The 18,916-nt window shown below is 62.1% G+C and carries 14 protein-coding genes, 1 tRNA gene and 1 pseudogene; 11 read left to right on the top strand and 5 right to left on the bottom strand.

The features are described 5' to 3' along the window. The first annotated feature begins 4 nt into the window (after positions 1-4). Genes J2W36_RS02825 through rbsD form a run of 3 tightly spaced genes read left to right on the top strand, consistent with a single transcriptional unit; the run spans position 5 to position 2,434 of the window. On the top strand, positions 5-1,063 hold the full coding sequence (locus J2W36_RS02825) for a LacI family DNA-binding transcriptional regulator (RefSeq protein WP_307688150.1): 1,059 nt from the start codon (positions 5-7) through the stop codon (positions 1,061-1,063). 16 nt (positions 1,064-1,079) lie between these two features. Then, positions 1,080-2,033 (top strand): ribokinase, encoded by a 954-nt coding sequence (rbsK, locus tag J2W36_RS02820; RefSeq protein ID WP_307688149.1) that lies wholly within the window; start codon positions 1,080-1,082, stop codon positions 2,031-2,033. Beyond that, positions 2,030-2,434, top strand: coding sequence for a D-ribose pyranase (gene rbsD, locus J2W36_RS02815; RefSeq protein ID WP_307688148.1), 405 nt, complete (start codon positions 2,030-2,032; stop codon positions 2,432-2,434). Before rbsK ends, rbsD begins: the two co-directional genes overlap by 4 nt. Positions 2,435-2,447: 13 nt before the next feature. On the opposite strand, the gene J2W36_RS02810 is transcribed toward rbsD, so the two are convergent. Continuing rightward, positions 2,448-3,365 (bottom strand): MOSC domain-containing protein, encoded by a 918-nt coding sequence (locus J2W36_RS02810; protein ID WP_307688147.1) that lies wholly within the window; start codon positions 3,363-3,365, stop codon positions 2,448-2,450. A gap of 84 nt (positions 3,366-3,449) precedes the next feature. Here J2W36_RS02810 and J2W36_RS02805 point away from each other — a divergent pair, with 84 nt between their 5' ends. Genes J2W36_RS02805 through J2W36_RS02795 form a run of 3 tightly spaced genes read left to right on the top strand, consistent with a single transcriptional unit; the run spans position 3,450 to position 7,244 of the window. Then, positions 3,450-4,607, top strand: coding sequence for an FAD-dependent monooxygenase (locus J2W36_RS02805; RefSeq protein ID WP_307688146.1), 1,158 nt, complete (start codon positions 3,450-3,452; stop codon positions 4,605-4,607). Positions 4,608-4,659: 52 nt separating this feature from the next. Continuing rightward, entirely contained in the window at positions 4,660-5,388 is a 729-nt protein-coding gene (locus J2W36_RS02800; protein ID WP_307688145.1) for a DsbC family protein, read from the top strand. 2 nt (positions 5,389-5,390) lie between these two features. Further along, entirely contained in the window at positions 5,391-7,244 is a 1,854-nt protein-coding gene (locus J2W36_RS02795) for a M61 family metallopeptidase (RefSeq protein ID WP_307688144.1), read from the top strand. Here J2W36_RS02795 and J2W36_RS02790 read toward each other — a convergent pair. Next, positions 7,215-7,808 carry a DUF2325 domain-containing protein gene (locus J2W36_RS02790; protein ID WP_307688143.1) on the bottom strand — a complete coding sequence of 198 codons (594 nt, stop codon included), beginning with the start codon at positions 7,806-7,808 and terminating at the stop codon, positions 7,215-7,217. The genes J2W36_RS02795 and J2W36_RS02790 overlap by 30 nt on opposite strands. Before the next feature lie 149 nt (positions 7,809-7,957). Between J2W36_RS02790 and J2W36_RS02785 the strand changes: the two genes are divergently transcribed. Both J2W36_RS02785 and J2W36_RS02780 read left to right on the top strand, forming a co-directional pair. Further along, positions 7,958-8,737, top strand: coding sequence for an enoyl-CoA hydratase (locus J2W36_RS02785; RefSeq protein WP_307688142.1), 780 nt, complete (start codon positions 7,958-7,960; stop codon positions 8,735-8,737). Positions 8,738-8,817: 80 nt separating this feature from the next. Further along, a tRNA-Met gene (locus J2W36_RS02780) sits at positions 8,818-8,894 on the top strand. Between the two features lie 525 nt (positions 8,895-9,419). Here the strand turns inward: J2W36_RS02780 and J2W36_RS02775 are convergent. The 3 genes and pseudogenes from J2W36_RS02775 to J2W36_RS02765 form a co-directional block, all read right to left on the bottom strand. Continuing rightward, positions 9,420-9,958 (bottom strand): annotated as a pseudogene (locus J2W36_RS02775) (transposase); the annotation flags it as partial. An 874-nt stretch (positions 9,959-10,832) separates the two neighbouring features. Beyond that, a complete protein-coding gene (locus J2W36_RS02770) occupies positions 10,833-11,762 on the bottom strand; it encodes a retron St85 family RNA-directed DNA polymerase (RefSeq protein WP_307688141.1) in 930 nt (309 codons plus the stop codon). Further along, positions 11,749-12,699, bottom strand: a complete 951-nt coding sequence (locus J2W36_RS02765; RefSeq protein WP_307688140.1) for a retron St85 family effector protein — start codon at positions 12,697-12,699, stop codon at positions 11,749-11,751. The genes J2W36_RS02770 and J2W36_RS02765 overlap by 14 nt, the downstream gene beginning before the upstream one ends. A gap of 685 nt (positions 12,700-13,384) precedes the next feature. Here J2W36_RS02765 and J2W36_RS02760 point away from each other — a divergent pair. From J2W36_RS02760 to J2W36_RS02745, 3 genes are all read left to right on the top strand, one after another. Continuing rightward, complete coding sequence (locus J2W36_RS02760; RefSeq protein WP_307688139.1) at positions 13,385-15,211, top strand: ATP-dependent nuclease; 1,827 nt, start codon at positions 13,385-13,387, stop codon at positions 15,209-15,211. A gap of 433 nt (positions 15,212-15,644) precedes the next feature. Next, positions 15,645-17,153, top strand: coding sequence for a lyase family protein (locus J2W36_RS02755; RefSeq protein WP_307688138.1), 1,509 nt, complete (start codon positions 15,645-15,647; stop codon positions 17,151-17,153). Between the two features lie 445 nt (positions 17,154-17,598). Beyond that, complete coding sequence (locus J2W36_RS02745; RefSeq protein ID WP_307688136.1) at positions 17,599-18,912, top strand: cytochrome c; 1,314 nt, start codon at positions 17,599-17,601, stop codon at positions 18,910-18,912. Positions 18,913-18,916: the final 4 nt, after the last annotated feature.

The following is an 18,916-nucleotide window of genomic DNA, read 5'->3' as shown; positions in this document are numbered from 1 at the left end:
CCCCATGGCCACCATCAAGGACGTTGCGCTGCAGGCCGGGGTGTCGGTCACGACCGTGTCGCACGTCGTCAACACCACGCGCCACGTGAGCACGGCGGTGCGCGAACGGGTGGAGCTGGCGATCCGCGAACTGGGCTACGTGCCCAGCGCAGTGGCCCGCAGCCTCAAGAGCAACACCACCCGCACGCTGGGCATGCTGATTCCGAACAGCTCGAACCCGTATTTCGCCGAGATCGTGCACGCGGTGGAAGCACGCTGCTTTGCAGCGGGCTACACGCTGATCCTCTGCAACACCGACGATGCGCCCGCGCGCCAGAGCGTGTACCTGAAGGTGCTCGCCGAACGTCGCATCGACGGGCTGATCGTGGTGTCCACCGGCGACGACGATGCGCTGGTCGCGCAACTGCATGGCCTGCAGATGCCCGCAGTGCTGCTCGACCGCGAGATCGACGACCCCGGCTGCGACCTGGTGGAAACCGCCCACAAGGACGGCGCACTGCTGGCCATGCAGCACCTGCTGGCACTCGGCCACCGGCGCATCGCCTGCATCGGCGGGCCGGCCCATGTGATCGCCGGCGAGTTGCGCGTGCAGGGCTGGCGCCAGGCGCTGGCCAACGCCGGTGTGCTGCCCGAAGGCGATGCATTGCTCTGGCGCGGCGGCTTCACCAGCCAGGGCGGCCACGAGGCGATGCGCGCCATCTTGAGCAGCCCCGGCGCACGGCCTTCGGCCGTGTTCGCCTGCAACGACCTGATGGCCATGGGCGCACTGCGCGCCGCGCACGAGGTCGGCCTGCGCGTGCCCGACGACCTGTCGGTGGTGGGCTTCGACGACATCGAACTCTGCGCCTACACCAGCCCGCCGCTGACCACCGTCGCGCAGCCCAAGGCGCGCATCGGCGCGCTGGCCGTCGACATGCTGCTCGAACGCGTGAGCGGCCAGCGCCACCAGCCACACCAGATGGTGCTGCCGGCCGAGCTGCGCGTGCGTGCCTCGACGGCGCCCCCTTTTGCCCTATCTCCTACCCTTGCCCTTGACCCCGTCCCGCTGCTCCGCCAGCCCTGATCGCAGAACCGCTCCCGTGAACCCGACGCTTTCCTCTCCCCCACCCCGCATCGTGGTGCTTGGCAGCCTGAACATGGACATCGTGCTGCGCGTGCCGCACGCGCCGGACGCCGGCGAAACCCTGCAGGGCCGCTCCATCACGAACGTTCCCGGCGGCAAGGGCGGCAACCAGGCCGTGGGCTGTGCCCGCCAGGGCGCGCGCGTGCAACTGGTCGGCTGCGTGGGCGACGACGCGCATGGCCGGGCGCTGCGCGACGCGCTGGCCGGGGACGGCATCGACACGGCCGCGGTGCGCGTGGTTCCGGACGCACCCACCGGCACGGCGCTGGTGATGGTCGACGACGCCGCGCAGAACCGCATCGTCGTCATCGCGGGCGCCAACGCACAGCTGGAAATCGACGAAGCGGCGCTTGCCACGCAGCTCGCTGGCGCGGCTTTCCTCGTGACCCAGTTCGAAACGCCGCTCGCCCAAGTCGGGCGCGCGTTGCAGGTGGCGCAGCGCAGTGCCTGCAAGGTGATGCTGAACCCGTCGCCCATGCAGCCGGTCGACGACGCCTGGTGGCCGCTGATCGACACGCTGGTGGTCAACGAAGTCGAGGCCCGCATGCTCGCCGGGCTGCCGGCCGACACGCCCACCGAAGCGGCTGCGGCCGGCCAGGCGCTGCGCGCCCGCGGCGTGGCGCGCGTGGTGGTCACGCTGGGCGCGCAGGGCGCCGTGGCCGTGGACGCCACCGGTGCGCGCCACCACGGCGCGCCAGTGGTCAAGGCGGTCGACACCACCGCCGCCGGTGACACCTTCCTCGGCGCGCTGGCGGTGGCGCTGGGCAGCGGCAACGGCTTCGACGCAGCCGTCGGCCTGGGCATCCGCGCCGCCGCGCTCTGCGTGACGCAGCCCGGCGCGCAACCTTCGATTCCGCAGCGCGACGCCGTGCTGCGCCACACCTCACCGACCGACTGGACCGTCCTGTGAAGCGCACCCCCCTCCTGCACGCCGAACTCTCCCACGCAATTGCCATGCTCGGCCACGGCGACATGATCGTCATCGGCGATGCGGGCCTGCCCGTGCCGGACGGCCCGCGCCGCATCGACCTGGCGCTGACACCGGGCATTCCGCGTGTCGAAGACGTGCTCAAGGCCGTGCTCTCGGAAATGCAGGTGGAGCGCGCGGTGATTGCGCAGGAAGCGCTCGACCGCAACGGTGGCGCGCTGCCCGCGTGGTGCGCCAGCGCGCTGGACGCGCTGGGCCAGGGACCGGAAGCCATCTCGCACGAGGCGCTCAAGCAGCTCAGCGCCCGCGCCAAGGCGGTGGTGCGCACCGGCGAATGCACGCCTTACGCCAACATCGTGCTGGTCTCGGGCGTGTGCTTCTGAGCGCCCGCCCGGGTCAGTCGAAGCGGTAGTTCGCGCCGACCGGCTGGCCGATCTTGAGCAGGTGGTCGATGCCGTCGACCACGATGCAATTCATGCCGAAGGTGCTGGCGCCGTTGACGCGCGGGTTCGCACGGTAGCTGCGCAGGGTGTCGCCGACTTCCGGCGAGGACGCGGCGGTGGCCGGGTCGATGTCCGGGATCGGGCAACGCGTGCAGGGCTTTGACGGCTCGATCCGCGCGCCGCCCTCGGCGGTGGCAATGTGCATCGTCTCGACGCGGTCCTCGTCCTGCGCCTCGATGCCCGCGAGCACGATGTTCGGGCGGAAGCGCTCGATGCCGACGGGCGCATGACCTGCGGCCTCCAGCCTGACGTTGAGTTCGTCGAGCGACGCTTCGCTTGCCACCAGCAGCGCAAAACCGTCGGCGAACTGGTGGGGCGCGGCCACGCCGTTCGTCCACGCCATGTTCGACAGCCGCTGGTGCTCGGGGTCGAAGCGCACCATGCGCAGCGTCTGGGGCCGGCCGGGCTCCGAGAGGAAGTCGCTGAACCACTGGGCCGCAATATCGCCCATGTCATAGGCGGCCACCTCGTCGCGCCACACCTTCACGCGCACGGGTTGCTCGACACGGTCGAAGGCGATGTGGAGCGCCAGCATGCCGGGCGCGCGCAGCACCATCTCCAGTTGCTTGAGTTGGGGCCGGATCAGCGCCATGCGCGGCAGTTCGCGCTGGCTCACGAACACACCCTCGGCATTGACCACCATCCAGGCACGGTCGAACTCCAGGCCGGTTTCGGTCAGCAGCACCTCGGGCACTTCGACCCCTGCGCAGGATTTGACGGGATAGACGAACAGGCGGGAGATGGTGGCCTGCAGGTCAAAGTCACTGGCGAGAGCGGGAACAGGGACGGGAAAGGGGACGGGAGCGGTCACGAGCGATATTCCTTTGCGGCGATGCGGGATTGTCTCCTGCACGCGCGCCGCGGGGCCACATGGACGGCTCTCTACAATGGGCCGATGGCCCTCCCTCCCGAAGTTTGCATCCGCGGCGCCGGCATCGTCGGCCGCACGCTGGCCCTCTTGCTGGCACGCGAACGTGTGCGCGTGGCGCTGGTCGCGCCCGCGGTCGCCTCCCCGAACGACAGCGCAGTGCGGCAGGACGTACGCGCCTACGCACTCAACAGCGCCTCGCGCACGCTGCTCGAATCCCTGCGCGCCTGGCCCGACGCCGCGCACGCCACTGCCGTGCGCGAAATGCGCGTCTACGGCGACGACGGTGGCCATGTCGCCTTCAGCGCGCTGCAGCAGAAGGTCGACGCGCTGACCTGGATCGTCGACGTGCCTGCGCTGGAACGCCAGTTGGCCGACGCCGTGCGCTTCCAGCCGATGATCGAGGTGGTCGCCGAGCCCGTGGCGGCACCGCTGACGGTGGTCTGCGAAGGCAAGGCCAGTGCCACCCGCGAAGCGCTGGGCGTGAGTTACGAGGTGACGCGCTACCCGCAGCACGCGATTGCCGCGCGCCTGGACACCGAGCGCGGTCACGACGGCATCGCGCGCCAGTGGTTCAACGACCGGGGCGAGGTGCTCGCGCTGCTGCCGCTGGGCGGCGAGCAGGGCCGCTCGGTCGCGCTGGTGTGGTCAGTCGAACAGTTCCGCGCGCCGGAGGTGATGGCTCAGGACGCCGACACCTTTGCCACGGCAGTGGGCGAAGCCAGCCACGACGTGCTGGGTGCGCTCACGCTCGCCAGCGAACGCACGGCATGGCCGCTGCAACGCGCCATCGCCGATCGCTGGACGGGCCGCATGCCCGTGCCGGCCGGTGCGCCCGCGCATCACACACCGGGCGCCTGGGCGCTGGCAGGCGACGCTGCGCACACCGTGCACCCGCTGGCCGGCCAGGGCCTGAACCTGGGGCTGGCCGATGCGGCTGCGCTGGCCGAGGTCCTGCGCCAGCGCGACTACTGGCGCAGCGTGGGCGATGCGCGCCTGCTGCGCCGCTACGAACGCGCGCGGCGCACCGACGTGCTGTCGATGAGCCTGGCCACCGACGGCCTGCAGCAGCTCTTCTCGCACACCACCGAACCGTTGCCCGCCCTGCGCAACTGGGGCATGCGCGGCTTCGACCGCACCCGGATGCTCAAGCACTGGGTCACGCGGCAGGCGATGAAGTCATGAGGCTCGCGCCGCCGTCCGACACGATCTGTTTTCCTTTCGAGATGTACCGCCGATGACATTCGCCCGCACCCTCCTTGCCGCCGCCTTCGGTGCCACCTTGATCGCCAGTTTTCACGCGCAGGCCGGCGAAGCGGAAATCCGCAAGAACCTCGCCGCCCAGATTCCGCAGTTCGCGAAGATCGACGAGATCAGCAAATCGCCTGTGGCCGGACTCTATGAAGTGCGCATCAACGGCACCGAGATCTTCTACACCGACGAGCAGGGCAACTACCTGCTGCAGGGCAGCCTGATCGACGTGAAGGCACGCAAGGACCTGACGGCCGCGCGCATCGAAAAGCTCAGTGAGGTCGCCTTCGACAAGCTGCCGGTGCAGGACGCCTTCAAGATCGTGCGTGGCAATGGCAAGCGCAAGCTCGCCGTGTTCGAGGATCCGAACTGCGGCTACTGCAAGCAGTTCGAGCGCGACCTGAAGAACGTCGACAACGTGACCATCTACCTCTTCCTCTACCCGGTGCTCGGCCCCGATTCGACCGTCAAGGCCCGAAACATCTGGTGCAGCAAGGACAAGGCCAAGGCGTGGAACGACTGGATGGCCAGCGAGGTCCGCCCCGACACCGCAGCCGCCAGTTGCGACGTGACGGCCCTGCAGCGCAACATCGACTTCGGGCGCAAGTACAACATCACCGGCACGCCGACGCTGATCTTTACCAACGGCACGCGCACGCCGGGCGCGATTCCCGCGGCACAGGTCGAAAAGCAACTCGCCGCAGCTGCCAGCTGATGATGAGCACAACCGCTGCCGTTCATTACCGCGTCGAGTGCGCGGACCGTCACGCCCATCTGTTCGCCATCACGCTGACCGTCGCGTCCCCGGCTGCCCTGCAGCGCGTGTCGTTGCCGGTGTGGATTCCTGGCAGCTACCTGGTGCGCGAGTTCGCAAAGAACCTGCAGGGCCTGCGGGCCACGCAGGGCCGCCGCAAGCTGGCCCTGGCCCAGCTCGACAAGCACAGTTGGCAGGTTGCCTGCGACGCTGGCAAGCCACTGGTGCTGCGCTACGAGGTCTGCGCGTACGACCCTTCGGTGCGCACCGCCTGGCTCGACAGCGAACGCGGCTTCTTCAACGGTACCAGCCTCTGCCTGCGCGTCGACGGCCAGACTGAGAGCCCGCATGCGGTGGACATCGTCGCACCTGTGCCGCTGCGCGCCGGCGATGCGCGCTGGTCGTGCGCCACGGCGCTCATGCCCGTCAAGACCGACCGGTACGGCTTCGGCAGCTACCTGGCCGCGCGCTACGACGAACTGGCCGACAGTCCGGTCGAGCTGGGCGCCTTCTGGAGCGCCGAGTTCGAGGCCTGCGGCGTGCCGCACCGCTTCGTGGTGGCCGGCGCGACCGCGGCGTTCGACGGCGAACGACTGATTGCCGACACCCGTGCCATCTGCGAAGCGCAGATGCGCTTCTGGCATGGCGACAAGGTCGGCAAGCGCGGCGGCCCCAAGGCGCCGCACAACCGCTACGTGTTCATGCTCAACGCAGTGGACGACGGCTATGGCGGGCTCGAACACCGCCACTCGACCGCGCTCATCTGCACGCGCCGCGACCTGCCGCAGCTCGCCGCCAAGAAGCAGCCCGAGGGCTACGTCACGCTGCTCGGCCTGATCAGCCACGAGTACTTCCACACCTGGAACGTCAAGCGCATGCGGCCGGCCGAGTTCGCAAGCTACGACTACGCGCAAGAGAACTACACGCAACTGCTGTGGTTCTTCGAAGGCTTCACCAGCTACTACGACGACCTGCTGCTGCGCCGTGCCGGCCGCATCGACGACGCGACCTACCTGCGGCTGATCAACAAGACCATCAACGGCGTGCTGCAGGCGCCGGGCCGGCAGGTGCAATCGGTGGCCGAGGCAAGCTTCGACGCCTGGGTCAAGTACTACCGCCAGGACGAGCAGACGCCCAACGTCACCATCAGCTACTACACCAAGGGCGCGCTGGTGGCGATGTGCCTGGACCTCACGCTGCGCAGCGAAGGCAAGGGCACGCTCGACGACGTGATGCGCCTGCTGTGGGCGCGCAGCCAGGGCGGACCGATCACCGAAGCCGACGTGGCGGCGGCAATCGAGACCGTGGGCGGCCGCTCGTACGACAAGGAACTCACGCAGTGGGTCCATTCCACCGCCGAGCTGCCGCTGTCGGAGCTGCTGCGCGCGCATGGCGTCGCCACGCTCGACGATGCAGCGCAGCGCGCGCAAGAACTCGGCCTGCGCGTGGCGGAGTCGAATGGCAGTGTGGTGGTCAAGGTCGTGCTGCGCGGCGGCGCGGCCGAGAAGGCCGGCTTCGCGACCCACGACGAATGGATCGGCATCGAAGTACCTGCACCCAAGCGGCAGCCGGTGCAGGCCTGGCGCATCACCAAGCTCGACGACCTGGCGCTCTACCTTGGTCCGCACAAGAAGATGACTGCACTGGTCGCGCGCGACCGGCGCCTGATGCGCCTGCCGCTGACGCTGCCCGCTGGCGTGACCACGTGGCGGTTGTTCGCGCAGGATGCGGGCAAGCTGTCGGCCTGGCTGGCTGTACCTTCGGCAGCCGCGTCCTCGGCGCCATCCTCAGCCGCCGTCGCCCGCAGCAGCCTCTGAGGCCACCGGCGCCTCTGCGCGCCTGACGAAATGCACGGGCTGTGTGCCTGCCGCGTCCACCAGCACGCAGGGCTTGCCCGTGCGCTTGCAATGGTCCTGCACACGCCAGTAGGCACCGTGACTCACGCAGCCGGTCTGGCAGATCACCAGATCGGCCGCGCGCAGGCTGGCTTCGAGGTCGGCCGCCTCCAGGCCCGGCTCGTCCCGGCCGTCATGGTGCAGGTAACTGCCGCCCGAAATCTCCACCAGCTGGCGCGCGAGCGCAGACGCTTCATCGGCACGGCCCACGCACAGCACGGCTTTCACCCGCAGGTCGGGCAACGGGGCCGACGGCGGTGGCACACGGCGCTTGCCGGGCGTCAGCAGGCCCAGCAGCCTCCGGGGCGGTTGAAAGCCCTGGTGCGCCTGGTCGGCGAGCGCCTCACGCGCCAGCGCCAGTGCCGAATCGCGCACGATCAAGGCCGCCCGCAGACGCATGATCTGCGCGGCCTGATCGGCCAGCAGGCGAGAGCAACGTTCCTGCGCCTTGGCATAGGCGCGCAGCAGTACCGCGTGTTCTTCCATGGCATCTCCGTTCGATCGCGCCATTCTAGATGAGAACAATTCTCAAATGAAGAGGTGAAGGCGACAAAGGTTTTGCGCGCGCCTCGGTATAGTGGACCGCGTCCCCTTTTCCCTTGTTCACCCTGTTCCCTTCCCTCATGGAGACACCAATGAGCTACGACAACATCGAAGTGCGCACCGAAGCCGGCAAGGTCGGCATCGTCACGCTGAACCGCCCGAAGGCGCTCAACGCGCTCAACGATGCGCTGATGACCGAGCTGGGCGCCGCCCTGCGCGCCTTCGACGCCGATGACGCCATCGGCTGCATGATCATCACCGGCAGCGAGCGCGCCTTCGCTGCAGGCGCCGACATCGCCGCCATGGCAAAGTACAGCTTCGTCGACACCTACAAGGGCGACTACATCACCCGCAACTGGGAAACCATCCGATCGATCCGCAAGCCGGTGATCGCCGCCGTGAGCGGCTTTGCACTGGGCGGCGGCTGCGAACTGGCCATGATGTGCGACTTCATCATCGCGGCCGACAACGCCAAGTTCGGTCAACCCGAAATCAAGCTGGGCGTGATCCCCGGTGCCGGCGGCACCCAGCGCCTGCCGCGCGCGGTCGGCAAGAGCAAGGCGATGGACATGGCGCTGACCGGCCGGATGATGGACGCGACCGAAGCCGAGCGCGCCGGCCTCGTCAGCCGCGTCGTGCCCTTCGAGAAACTGGCCGACGAGGCGCTGGGTGCCGCGCTGGTCATTGCCGACTTCTCCCAGATCGCCGTCATGGCCGCCAAGGAGTCGGTCAACCGCGCCTTCGAGGGCAGCCTGAGCGACGGCGTGATGTTCGAGCGCCGCCTGTTCCACGCGCTGTTCGCAACCAACGACCAGAAGGAAGGCATGGACGCGTTCCTGGCCAAGCGGACGGCGAAGTTCACGCACCAGTGATGAAGCCGGCTGGCCCCCGACGCTAAAAAATTTCCCCAGGGGGTTGAGCACGCGTCCAACCACGCTATAATTCGAGGCTCGGCTCTTTAGCTCAGTCGGTTAGAGCGATGGAATCATAATCCACAGGTCCGCGGTTCGAATCCGTGAAGAGCCACCAGTCAAGAAAGCCTTGTAAGTCAACGACTTACAAGGCTTTTTGTTTTTCAGGGGTGCCACTTGAGGGTGCCACCATGGGATTTTCATCCCCGCGCTTACACCGCAAAAAACGGGCGTTTACTTCGTCCGAGTGCTCCTAGGCAAAAGTGTTTTCCCTAGTGAGCTGCGCAGCTCCCTTCGAACAAAAGACCTTTCCCAAGCCCGCAGACTTGTGGCAGTGCTCAACGCGTTCATCGAGGGAGTTCCAATGCCGCACCGCCCGTCTGCCTTCAAAGATTTCCGAAACACGATCAGTACGTGGACCATCGGCAATGTCTCCGTTGCCGACGACGACGATCAGGATCGACTCGGTCGGTTCTTGGCCGAACTCGATCGACGTCCGACATGGAAAGCCACCTTCCTCGACATCCTCGGGCGCAACGTCAATGTCGTGGAGGCGATTTCTGGATGCCACCAGCCCGCGCAGATCGAAGTGCCGGCGGCCCCTGTAACGCAAGTTGTTGCTGTCGCACAGCCACCAGCACCTTCGCAGTACAGCAGCAGCCCGGTGCTTGCCGCAGATCTCGCCCAGATCGCCCATGTCCAGGGTGAGCTTGCGGTAGCCGTACACGCCGCCGCTCTCCAACCACGCGTGCTTGAGCAGGCCCAGCAGCCGTTGATCGTCCTGCGCACGTGGGCTCATCGGATCGACCTTCCAGGCGTAGTAGCCGCTGGGGTGCACCTGCAGACACAAGCACATGCGGCGCACGCTGTGCTCATGTTCATGCCGCTCGATAAATGCGTACTTCACCCGGACTGCTTGGCAAAGTACGCTGCGGCCTTTTTTAAGATGTCGCGCTCCTCGGTCACACGCTTGAGCTCAGCCTTCAGGCGGCGCATCTCGTCGGCTTGCGAGCCCTGTGCCTGGCGCTGGTCAGGCGACATCTGACTGGCCTTGATCCATTGATACAGGCTGTGCTGGCTGACGCCAAGCCTGGCCGACACATCGGCCACCTTGTGGCCTCGTTCCGTGATCTGCTTGACCGCTTCGATCTTGAATTCTTCGGGGTATCTCTGCTTGCTCATGGCACCTCCTATTGGGCCTCAGGTTTGGGGCTCAGAGGTGTCTAGAAAATCCGGGGCGATTCAGACTCCGGCCAAAGGCTGATGGTGATCTGAAGGAGTTCGGCAGTTCGTCCCACAATTCTGGTCGCGTTAGCAACGGCGGAAGTTTGGGGGCTCCATTAAAACGGCGGCTGATGCGGCGTCCAGCCAAGTCGCTCCTCAAAGGCAGTTCGAAATGCAGTACGGACCTGAGGCGGTGCCTTGCGCACGTACTCCTCGGCTTGGGCGAAAACCGCGAGCGGTCTTGAGCGCAGGTACTCCACTGCCTCCTTTGCAGAGGCCGGCTGTCTTCCATTCTCATTCATGAACTTTGGGCCCAAGGCAGTCCACAGCACATGGTCGAAGCCTTTATTTTTCGCCCACTTCGCGATAGTGTCGCCCCCAAGTCGCTTGTGCTCATCGGCCCCTGGCCAAACGCCTACTCCTTGTGGCAAGCACCCTTCCCTGACTATGAGTGCTTTACGAGCGTCTTCCAGGCTTTCGTAGTCCAAGAGCGCCCAGAGCGATTGAACCTCGGGAACGCCTGGGGTGACAACCAACGTCAGGCGCCCCTTGCCCATGTCCGACGCCCGCGTGAACTCCAAAGGGAGCATCGGGCCATCTGACTGCCAACCACCGATCATCCGCAACTCTTTCGGCTGCCAACACAATGAGCCCCAGCCCAAACATGCAATCTTAGGTGACTCTGACCTCATGACATGAGCCTTCTGAACGACGCGGGATAGTCCATCGGGAAGCCTGTTCCGACATTTGAGGAGATGTTTAGGAATTTTTTCGGTCGGCACCACACACGACACCGCACATGACGCCCAGCGCACTAATTCCGCGAAAAATTTTAGTTTAGCCCCATCATTAAAATTCGGTATTTAACATCGCCTAACATTCGTTGAATGGAAACGGAAAAATCTGGCTCGATGGAAAGGGAGAATGACAGCAAGCCACGAAGTTTTCCAATTTGGGGCGCATCTAATCGACCTAAAGAGAAATGATGCGCCATTGATCGAATTTCTCTCTTTTTTTCTCGGCCGAGAGAAACCTTTCCATCATTCGTTAGAGTTAATCCCGTAAGTTGGCGTTGAAACTTTTTCGAAGTAAATACTGTCTTTTCTTCGTTCAATCTTAGCCTGGGAAATACGATTTTTTCGCACAACAGCCTAACAAAATTCTGAACCCGATCCAGTTCATGAGGTACATCGGTTGAAAATGCTAAGTCATCGGCATAACGTGAGTAAGTTATGTTCCGCGAGCCACAATACTCCGCAACAATTGAGTCAAACTCATACATTATAGTATTCGACACGAATGGAGAACTCGGCGCGCCAATGGACAAAATTAGCGCTCCGACTTCCTTTTCATATCGAAATAGAAGACGCGAAACGGCTCGCACATCATCTTCATTCAACTTTGAATACAAGACCAGATGCTTCTGAAAATCTTCAACCCTTATCGAAGGAAAGAAGTTTTCAAAGTCAAGTTTCAGCAGGTATTTTTTTGCTGCATGCAACTCCGCATGGTTTCGAATTCCTATTTTTGGGCGATACGCCATTGCGGCGGGATGGATTGGCAATCCTCGCAACAATGTTCCCATCAAAAATTTTTGGATCGCCTTCAACTCTGCGGTTGGCTGTGCAATTATTCTTTTACCACGCCCATTGCGCTTCTCGATTGAATGAACTTTGTATCTGCGCGGGGCCGTTCGTATCAACAGCAAGGCTTCACGATCTGAAATCGGGAAAGCGGCAGTAAGTAACTCAATTACTTGCATGTGGCAGCTTTCCATGTACTTGCTCGTACGCCTTCTTTCGAGCAGTTTCTTTCTTCAACTGCTCGAACGCCGAGAACTTGAACCGGGTCCTATCAAATTTTTTATCCGCCTGCCCAATCTGAACAGACGTGTAATCCATATAGGACTGACGACCATTATGCGGTGCGATCAAGAATTTTTGAGTGTACTGCTGTTTTTCAGAAATCAACTCAAAGAGTTTTAAAAGCCCCGCCATCCGTCTAAAGGCATTTCTATCCAAACTAACGCCCATAAATTCCAGCAAGGAAATTACTTCGGTCTCGGTTACGGCACCAAACAACTCGACCAAATCCGCAATCAACAAAAGTTGATCTTGCGTCCGACCTTCGATAAAAACTTTAGTTCGAGGTTTTTCGTCAACTTTAATCCTCAACGCTTCAGCAACAATTTCAGCTTCAAGATAAAAATCTGAAGGTTGTTTTGACTCTATTACACAGACTGAAGCGTCGGAATGACTACCGCGCAGCTTCAGAAGTGGGCCGTGAACTAGAAACGAGTCGGCACTGTAGTGCGCTTGATTTACAACGACTAGAAGGCGTTCGGACAAAACTTCGTCCATGCAGAACGCGCCCAATTCCACTAATGCTCCGGTACCTTCGGAGAAAAGAAGAATTGCATTTGAAAGGGCGCCGGCGTCTCTCTCAAAATCAATTAGATTTTGATAGCCCTCGAAATTATTCCATTCTGGAAAGCTTTCCGGCAATCGAAACTGCGACGTAAGCGAGTGACTGTTCTCGCTCGTCCAGTTCAAAAAAACGTTCCGGAATGATGAGGAGCGATGCTCGTCGCTGATCCCGATTGGGCCGCTGCCAAAAATCAAAATTATCTTTGGCAAACGGCATAGTCGGGTTTTCGCCGGGTCGACGCTCGATTTAAATAGTTCTAAAGCGTCCAGCAAATCAATTACCTAGAATTTAGGCACGAAATCGGCATGCGCCGAATCGGGACCAACTGGACACGGATTCGGCGCATGCCGATTTCGTGCCGTTGATCCACTCCACTACAGCTCAGTCTGGCGAAGCGCCCGACATTGATAGCAGAAACAGAACCGCTACCGTACGCGTAATTGAAGGTTCCATTGTGGCAGAGCTTACTTAGCTCGGCAACGGCACGTTACATCTGAACTTATGGCGCCATCAACTTCCATGACGTGCAGGATCACGCGCTTGTCAAAAAAACGGCGCTGGCCGCCAGAAGAGCTACATCGCGGGGTGCCACTTGCCGGATCGCTCATGGCACCCCTGACGAGCGTTGCAAGTTGTTGATTAATATAGGTTTTTCGACCTCTCGCAAGAGGTTAACTGGCTCCTCCGTGAAGAGCCACCAGACTAAAAGTTCAAGTAAGTCAACGACTTACGCGAACACAAAAAACCCGCCTAGTGCGGTTTTTTGTTGCCCAAAATTTCTTACGCAACACTGCAACACGGCAGCACGTTGCCTAGCCGCCACAAACCTGCGCGCTTAGGGGAGGCAGTTTTCTACGAGCCGATGGCGATGCACCAACCCTCGCCGGGGCTGAAGCGGCCCGCATTTTTCACATCGTAGATTCTCATCGAGTTTTACGGGTTTTCACCGGACAAGACGTGCCCAAGATCACTGAAGTTTCGCCGTCTGGCAGATATAACGGAAGGTATCAAAAAAAAGAGGAGAAGGAAATGCGCTTGTCGCAAGTCGTTGTTAACAATTTTTGCTCATGCCAGTCAGTGGATGTCCCACTGGCTGCTTTCAACCCAATCGTCGGATATAACAACTCCGGAAAGTCCAACATTCTTCGTGCCATAAGCTGGCTGTTGAAGAAAAGCGCCTTGCCAGCCCATAGATTTTTTGACACTGCGCGACCGGTGACGGTTGAAGGCGTGATTGAGAACGTTAATTTGGCCCTGCTGCCGCAAAACCAAAGACAGGCGGTCACACCGTTTGTTAATGGCGGCGCCTTACGAGTCAGACGGCGGCAGGATAGCCCCACCACGACTGCTGCTCAGATCAAGCTCGATGTTTTTAACTCTGCAACAGGAGCGTGGGTGGACAACCCGGCCGGCTTAGACACGGCACTAGCGGTACTTTTCCCAGAGCCTTTACACATCGAGGCGATGGAAGATGCGGGTGAAGACGTCGGAAAATTCGGCGCAAAAAATACTATCGGCCTTCTGCTGAAGCACGTCCTTGCGAAGATCAATGCACAGAACGCGGCGGCAATCGCTGCGATGCGAGCGGCGCTCACGCAAGTGTCAGGGCACTTAAACGGCGCAACTCGCATGGCTGAGCTGGGCGCCTTTGAAGTAGATGCGACAGATGCGATCACATCATTTTTCCCCGGACTTTCTTTGCATCTGAATTTCGAGACTCCAGCAATCGACGATTTATTCAAATCTTCGACTGTTACGCTGTCCGATGCCCAAGGTCTTCCCAGGCCATTCACATCCTTCGGGCATGGTGCGCAGCGCAGCGCACACATGGCCCTAATCAAGCTATTAGCGGATCTCACCGTGGCTGGAGCGGGAAATGCTGTTGGAACAACAGTTCTTCTTATCGACGAGCCAGAGCTATACCTACACCCCCAAGCCGTTGAGCTCCTACGTGAGTCTCTTGTTCAGTTATCCAAACAGAACTTCCAGATAATATTTTCCACTCATTCTCCGCTCCTGATTGGTCGAGCACATGCGCTTAACACACTGATGATCTACAAGAGCGCGGCAAACTCTACTGTCGCGCGGAATAAGCTTCAGGCGGCAGCGGTCGCCTTGCAAACACTTGGCCATCATGCTGAAGCGTTGTTCTCGCTGCAGCACGCCTCGCATTTTTTATTTTCAGAAAGCATCCTTTTAGTGGAGGGTAAGACGGAGCAAATGCTGTTGCCTCTGCTATATCAAACTGTCCGCGGGCATACATACGCCCATAACAAGGGCTGCATCGTACCGGGGTCGAGTAGCTCAGCGCTGCTGCCGATGAAGCAAATTCTTGCTGCTGTCGGCTTTGCACCCAAAATCCTGGCGGACCTCGATTTCGCTTTCAAGATCGCGCCAAGAGAAGGGCTGGTTAATTCAGCAGCACAGGAGTTTCTGGACTGCAAAGCGTGGTTCGCTGCCAACGCGACAGCGCACGGCTTTTGCCTCGATGCGTCCGGCCTTCCGGCCAGAAAAGATCAGCAAGGCAACCAGGCAGTCATAACGCCCGCAGAGGCTTTTGAGAAGATGGCAGCGGCCATGCAAGCCCAGGTTGCGCAAATCGGCGCGGCGCTCCTTGGCCAAGATATTTGGGTGTGGCCCGGCGGAGCCATTGAAGCGCACCTCGGCATCGGAAAGACTGACACGGACCGAGTCAGCTTCTTAAACACTGCGACACAGTCCGGCAATTTGAACCACGCAACAACCCCGCTGGACCTGTCTGCGGTTCTGCACTGGATGGGATAAGGCACTTGAAACGGCAGCGACACACTCTCCGCGAAGTCCGATTTCGGCCCTTCACTGAAAGTCCTGCACATCGCCTGAGACGAGCTTTTCATGCGAGCGTCTCAATACGCTGTTAATCGCAGCGCTGATCGGAGCCGTAATCATTTATGTGACCAGCGCTGTCTCAAAACCGCTAGTTACTCACACTACAGGTGACGGTCGTGATTAAACACTGGGCGTCCCCCAGTCACCACGAACGCCTAGCCGTGAGCACCACAACAACCAGCACTCGCGCCTACCGCACGCGAGGCAAGATCACTGGCGCTCGTCGAGGTTCTTGAGAAGTTCAAATTCGCGGCCATTTGGAGGCAAACTAGAAGCCAGGCAACTGAACTGCAGGGCTACTTCACCAGCTCCGATGCAACGTTTGCTCCATTCCTACAAAGAGACATCGATGAAACTTTCCACCCTGGCGTTAGCAGTCTCCTTTTCTCTGTCCTTCGCCGCCGACCAGGCAGATGCGCAAACCAAACCCAAGCACGATGAATTCTTCTGGCTGGGCGAGATCAACAAGGCAACGGCCGTCATCAACACCGACGAGGGCCTGCTCGACAAGTCGATCACGCCGCTGGCCTACGCGGGCATCACCAAGGTGCTGGCCGATGGCGACAAGCCGGGCGGCAAGCGGCCCACGCTGGTCATCACGTTCGAGCCGTTGCTGATCGAGGCGGTAGGGCCACAGATCACGCTTCTTCATGCAGGGCGCTCCAGTCAGGACATGCTCTCCACCGTGCGCTCTGCGATGCTGCGCGACGAAATGCTGAACCTGGCCGATGCGCTTAACAAGGTATCGGGCACGATGGTGCGGCTCGCCGATAAGCATCGCGCCACCATCGTGCCCAACTACACAAACGGCGTGGCTGCGCAGCCCAACAGCTACGGCCACTACCTGCTGGGCCTGACGGCGGGGCTGGATCGGGATGCGCAGCGCATCCGTGAGGCCTATGCCCGCATCGACCGCTCGCCCATGGGCACCACGGTGCTCAACGGCACCAGTTGGCCGCTCAATCGCAAACGCATGGCCAACTATCTGGGCTTCGCTTCCACGGTGGACAACGCCTACGACGCGGCACAGGTGTCGGCGGTAGATCAGCCGGTGGAGGCTGGCGCCATCGTGATGGCGATCGCGCTGCATGCCGGCACTTTCATCGAGGACGTCATGACGCAGTATGCGCAAGCCCGACCGTGGATCTTGCTGCAGGAGGGCGGAGATAACACATATGTGAGCAGCGCAATGCCGCAGAAACGCAACCCGGGTCTGCTCAACAGCACCCGACGCGATGCATCGCAGGCGCTCACCCTCGGTATGGGCGCAGCGATCCAGGCGCACAACATCCCACCGGGTATGCAGGACCCCAAGGACGGTCGCAACAACACCGCAATGCTTCAGAGCGCGATCACCGTGCTCAACAACTGGGACCGTATCCTGAATAACCTGGTGATTGACCCCAACCGCGCGCTCGAAGAGCTCAACAGCGACTGGACGGCCTCGCAGGAACTCGCCGACGTGCTGATGCGCAACTACAAGCTGCCGTTTCGCGCCGGGCACCACTTCGCCTCCGAAGTGGTCGAGTACGCCAAGGCCAAGAACATCAAGCCGCTGGACTTCCCGTATGCCGAGGCGCAGCGCATCTACGCCGAAACGGCCAAGGGTTCGGACTTCGCCCAGGTGCTGCCGATGTCGGAGTCCGAATTTCGCTCCACACTCAACCCGATCGCGATCGTTCAAAACCGCCAGACCGCCGGCGGACCGCAGCCAGCCGAGATGGAGCGAATGGTGAAGGAGGCGCAGCAGCGCGTCGTGCAGCAGGACGCCTGGATCCAGGGCAGCCGGGCACGCATTTCTTCATCGCTGGCACGGCTGGACAGTGATTTCGACAAGCTGGGCGGTACTGCACGCTGATGGCGATCGCAGTGCGGGGCTCGGTATCTGCTCATCTTTCCGGCATTGCCAGTGGCCTGCCGGCGCCGCCCGCCGTCAGCGCAAATGGTCCACCCGCACGCCGAGGCAGTAGTTGCCACTTTGCAAGACGTTGCTTGGGGCGCTTAGCAACCTCGCGTGCTGCGGCCGCGACCATGAATGCGACGAGCAGCAACGTGATCGCGGGCGATGCCGCTTTGAACACGAAGCGAACAACGACGCGCGCTACGCGCTTTCGGTAGGTCTGTTCGGCACGGTGGGTTCTCATTGCCGTCGAGTGTGCCGCGACCAGGGCTGCGGCACTTAGCCGACTTTGCGCAATGGCATCATCAAAGTGACTGACCGCACCCCAAGGCCAAAGCCACCATCTCCGCCTTCAATCGCCAGCTTCAGGCAGACTACCCCCACAAATAACAAGGAAATACCCATGGGGAAAAGTAAAGCGGCCCGGCGGCTGCTCTGGGGCGGCGCGTGCGTCGTCGCGGGGTTGGTCGGGTTCACCGCCTGGGCGATCAAGCCCGCCATTGCACCGGTCACGCCACCGGCTCCCATCTCCTTCGACACGACGGAGATCCAGCGGGGCGAAAAACTCGCTGCCGCGGGCTACTGCGTCACCTGTCACACGGCTGCGGGCGGCAAGCCCTTCGCCGGCGGGCTGCCAATGGTCACGGGCTTCGGCACCATCTACACCACCAACATCACACCCGACGCCGCGACCGGCATCGGCAGCTGGTCGCTGGCCGCCTTCACCCGTGCCATGCACGAGGGCGTGGCGCGCGATGGGTCCCATCTGTTTCCGGCGTTCCCGTACGACCGCTTCACGAAGACGTCCAACGAGGACGTGAAGGCGCTCTACGCCTACCTGATGAGCCAGCCGGCCGTGAGCCAGGCGCCCAAGGCGCCCGACATGCCCTTCCCGCTCAACGTGCGTCTGTTGCAGGCAGGCTGGAAGTTGCTGTTCTTCAAGGAGGGCCGCTACGAGCCGGTCACCACCCAGACCGCCGAATGGAATCGCGGCGCCTACCTGGCCGAAGGCCTCGCGCATTGCGCCTCCTGCCACACGCCGCGCAATGCGCTGGGCGCCGAGAAGACGGGCGATGCACGCTATGCGGGCGCGGTGGTCGACGGCTGGTTCGCCCCGGCGCTGAATGCGTCGAACAACTCGCCCGTGCCGTGGAACGCCGACGAACTCTACAGTTACCTGCGCAAGGGCGGTACCGCCTACCACGGGGTCGCCGCAGGTCCGATGTCGCATGTCGTGTACCAGGGCATGGCCTTGGTGGATGACAGCGACGTGCATGCCGTCGCCCACTATTTCGCCAGCATGAACGGCTCGGCGAGCAGGAACGTCGACGTGGCGCAAGTCGTCGCCGGCGCGCTGGCCCGGTCGCGCTTCGATGCCAGCCAGACGGTCGAACGCGGTGCCAACGTCTATGCGGCGGCCTGCGCGGCCTGCCACTACAACGCGCTGTCCGGGCCCCAGGCGGCGCGGCCCGAGCTGGGTCTCAAGAGTTCGCTGAGTGCGGCCGACCCGACCAATCTCGTCAACGTCATCCTGCACGGCGTGAGCCTCAAGGAAGGCCTGCCCGAGGCCATGATGCCGGCCTTCGGCACGGCACTGACCAACGACGACATCGCTGCCCTGGTGACCTATCTGCGCAAGACGCGCACCGACCTTCCGCCCTGGCAGGGCGTGGCGCAACTGGTGGCCAAGCAGCGCGACGACGCCAAGAAGAACTAGAACC

This window comes from Variovorax ginsengisoli (assembly GCF_030811835.1).
Taxonomy (GTDB): Bacteria; Pseudomonadota; Gammaproteobacteria; order Burkholderiales; family Burkholderiaceae_C; genus Variovorax; species Variovorax ginsengisoli_C.
Note: the sequence above shows the minus strand (reverse complement) of the source record. Positions and strands in the feature narration are given on the sequence as shown.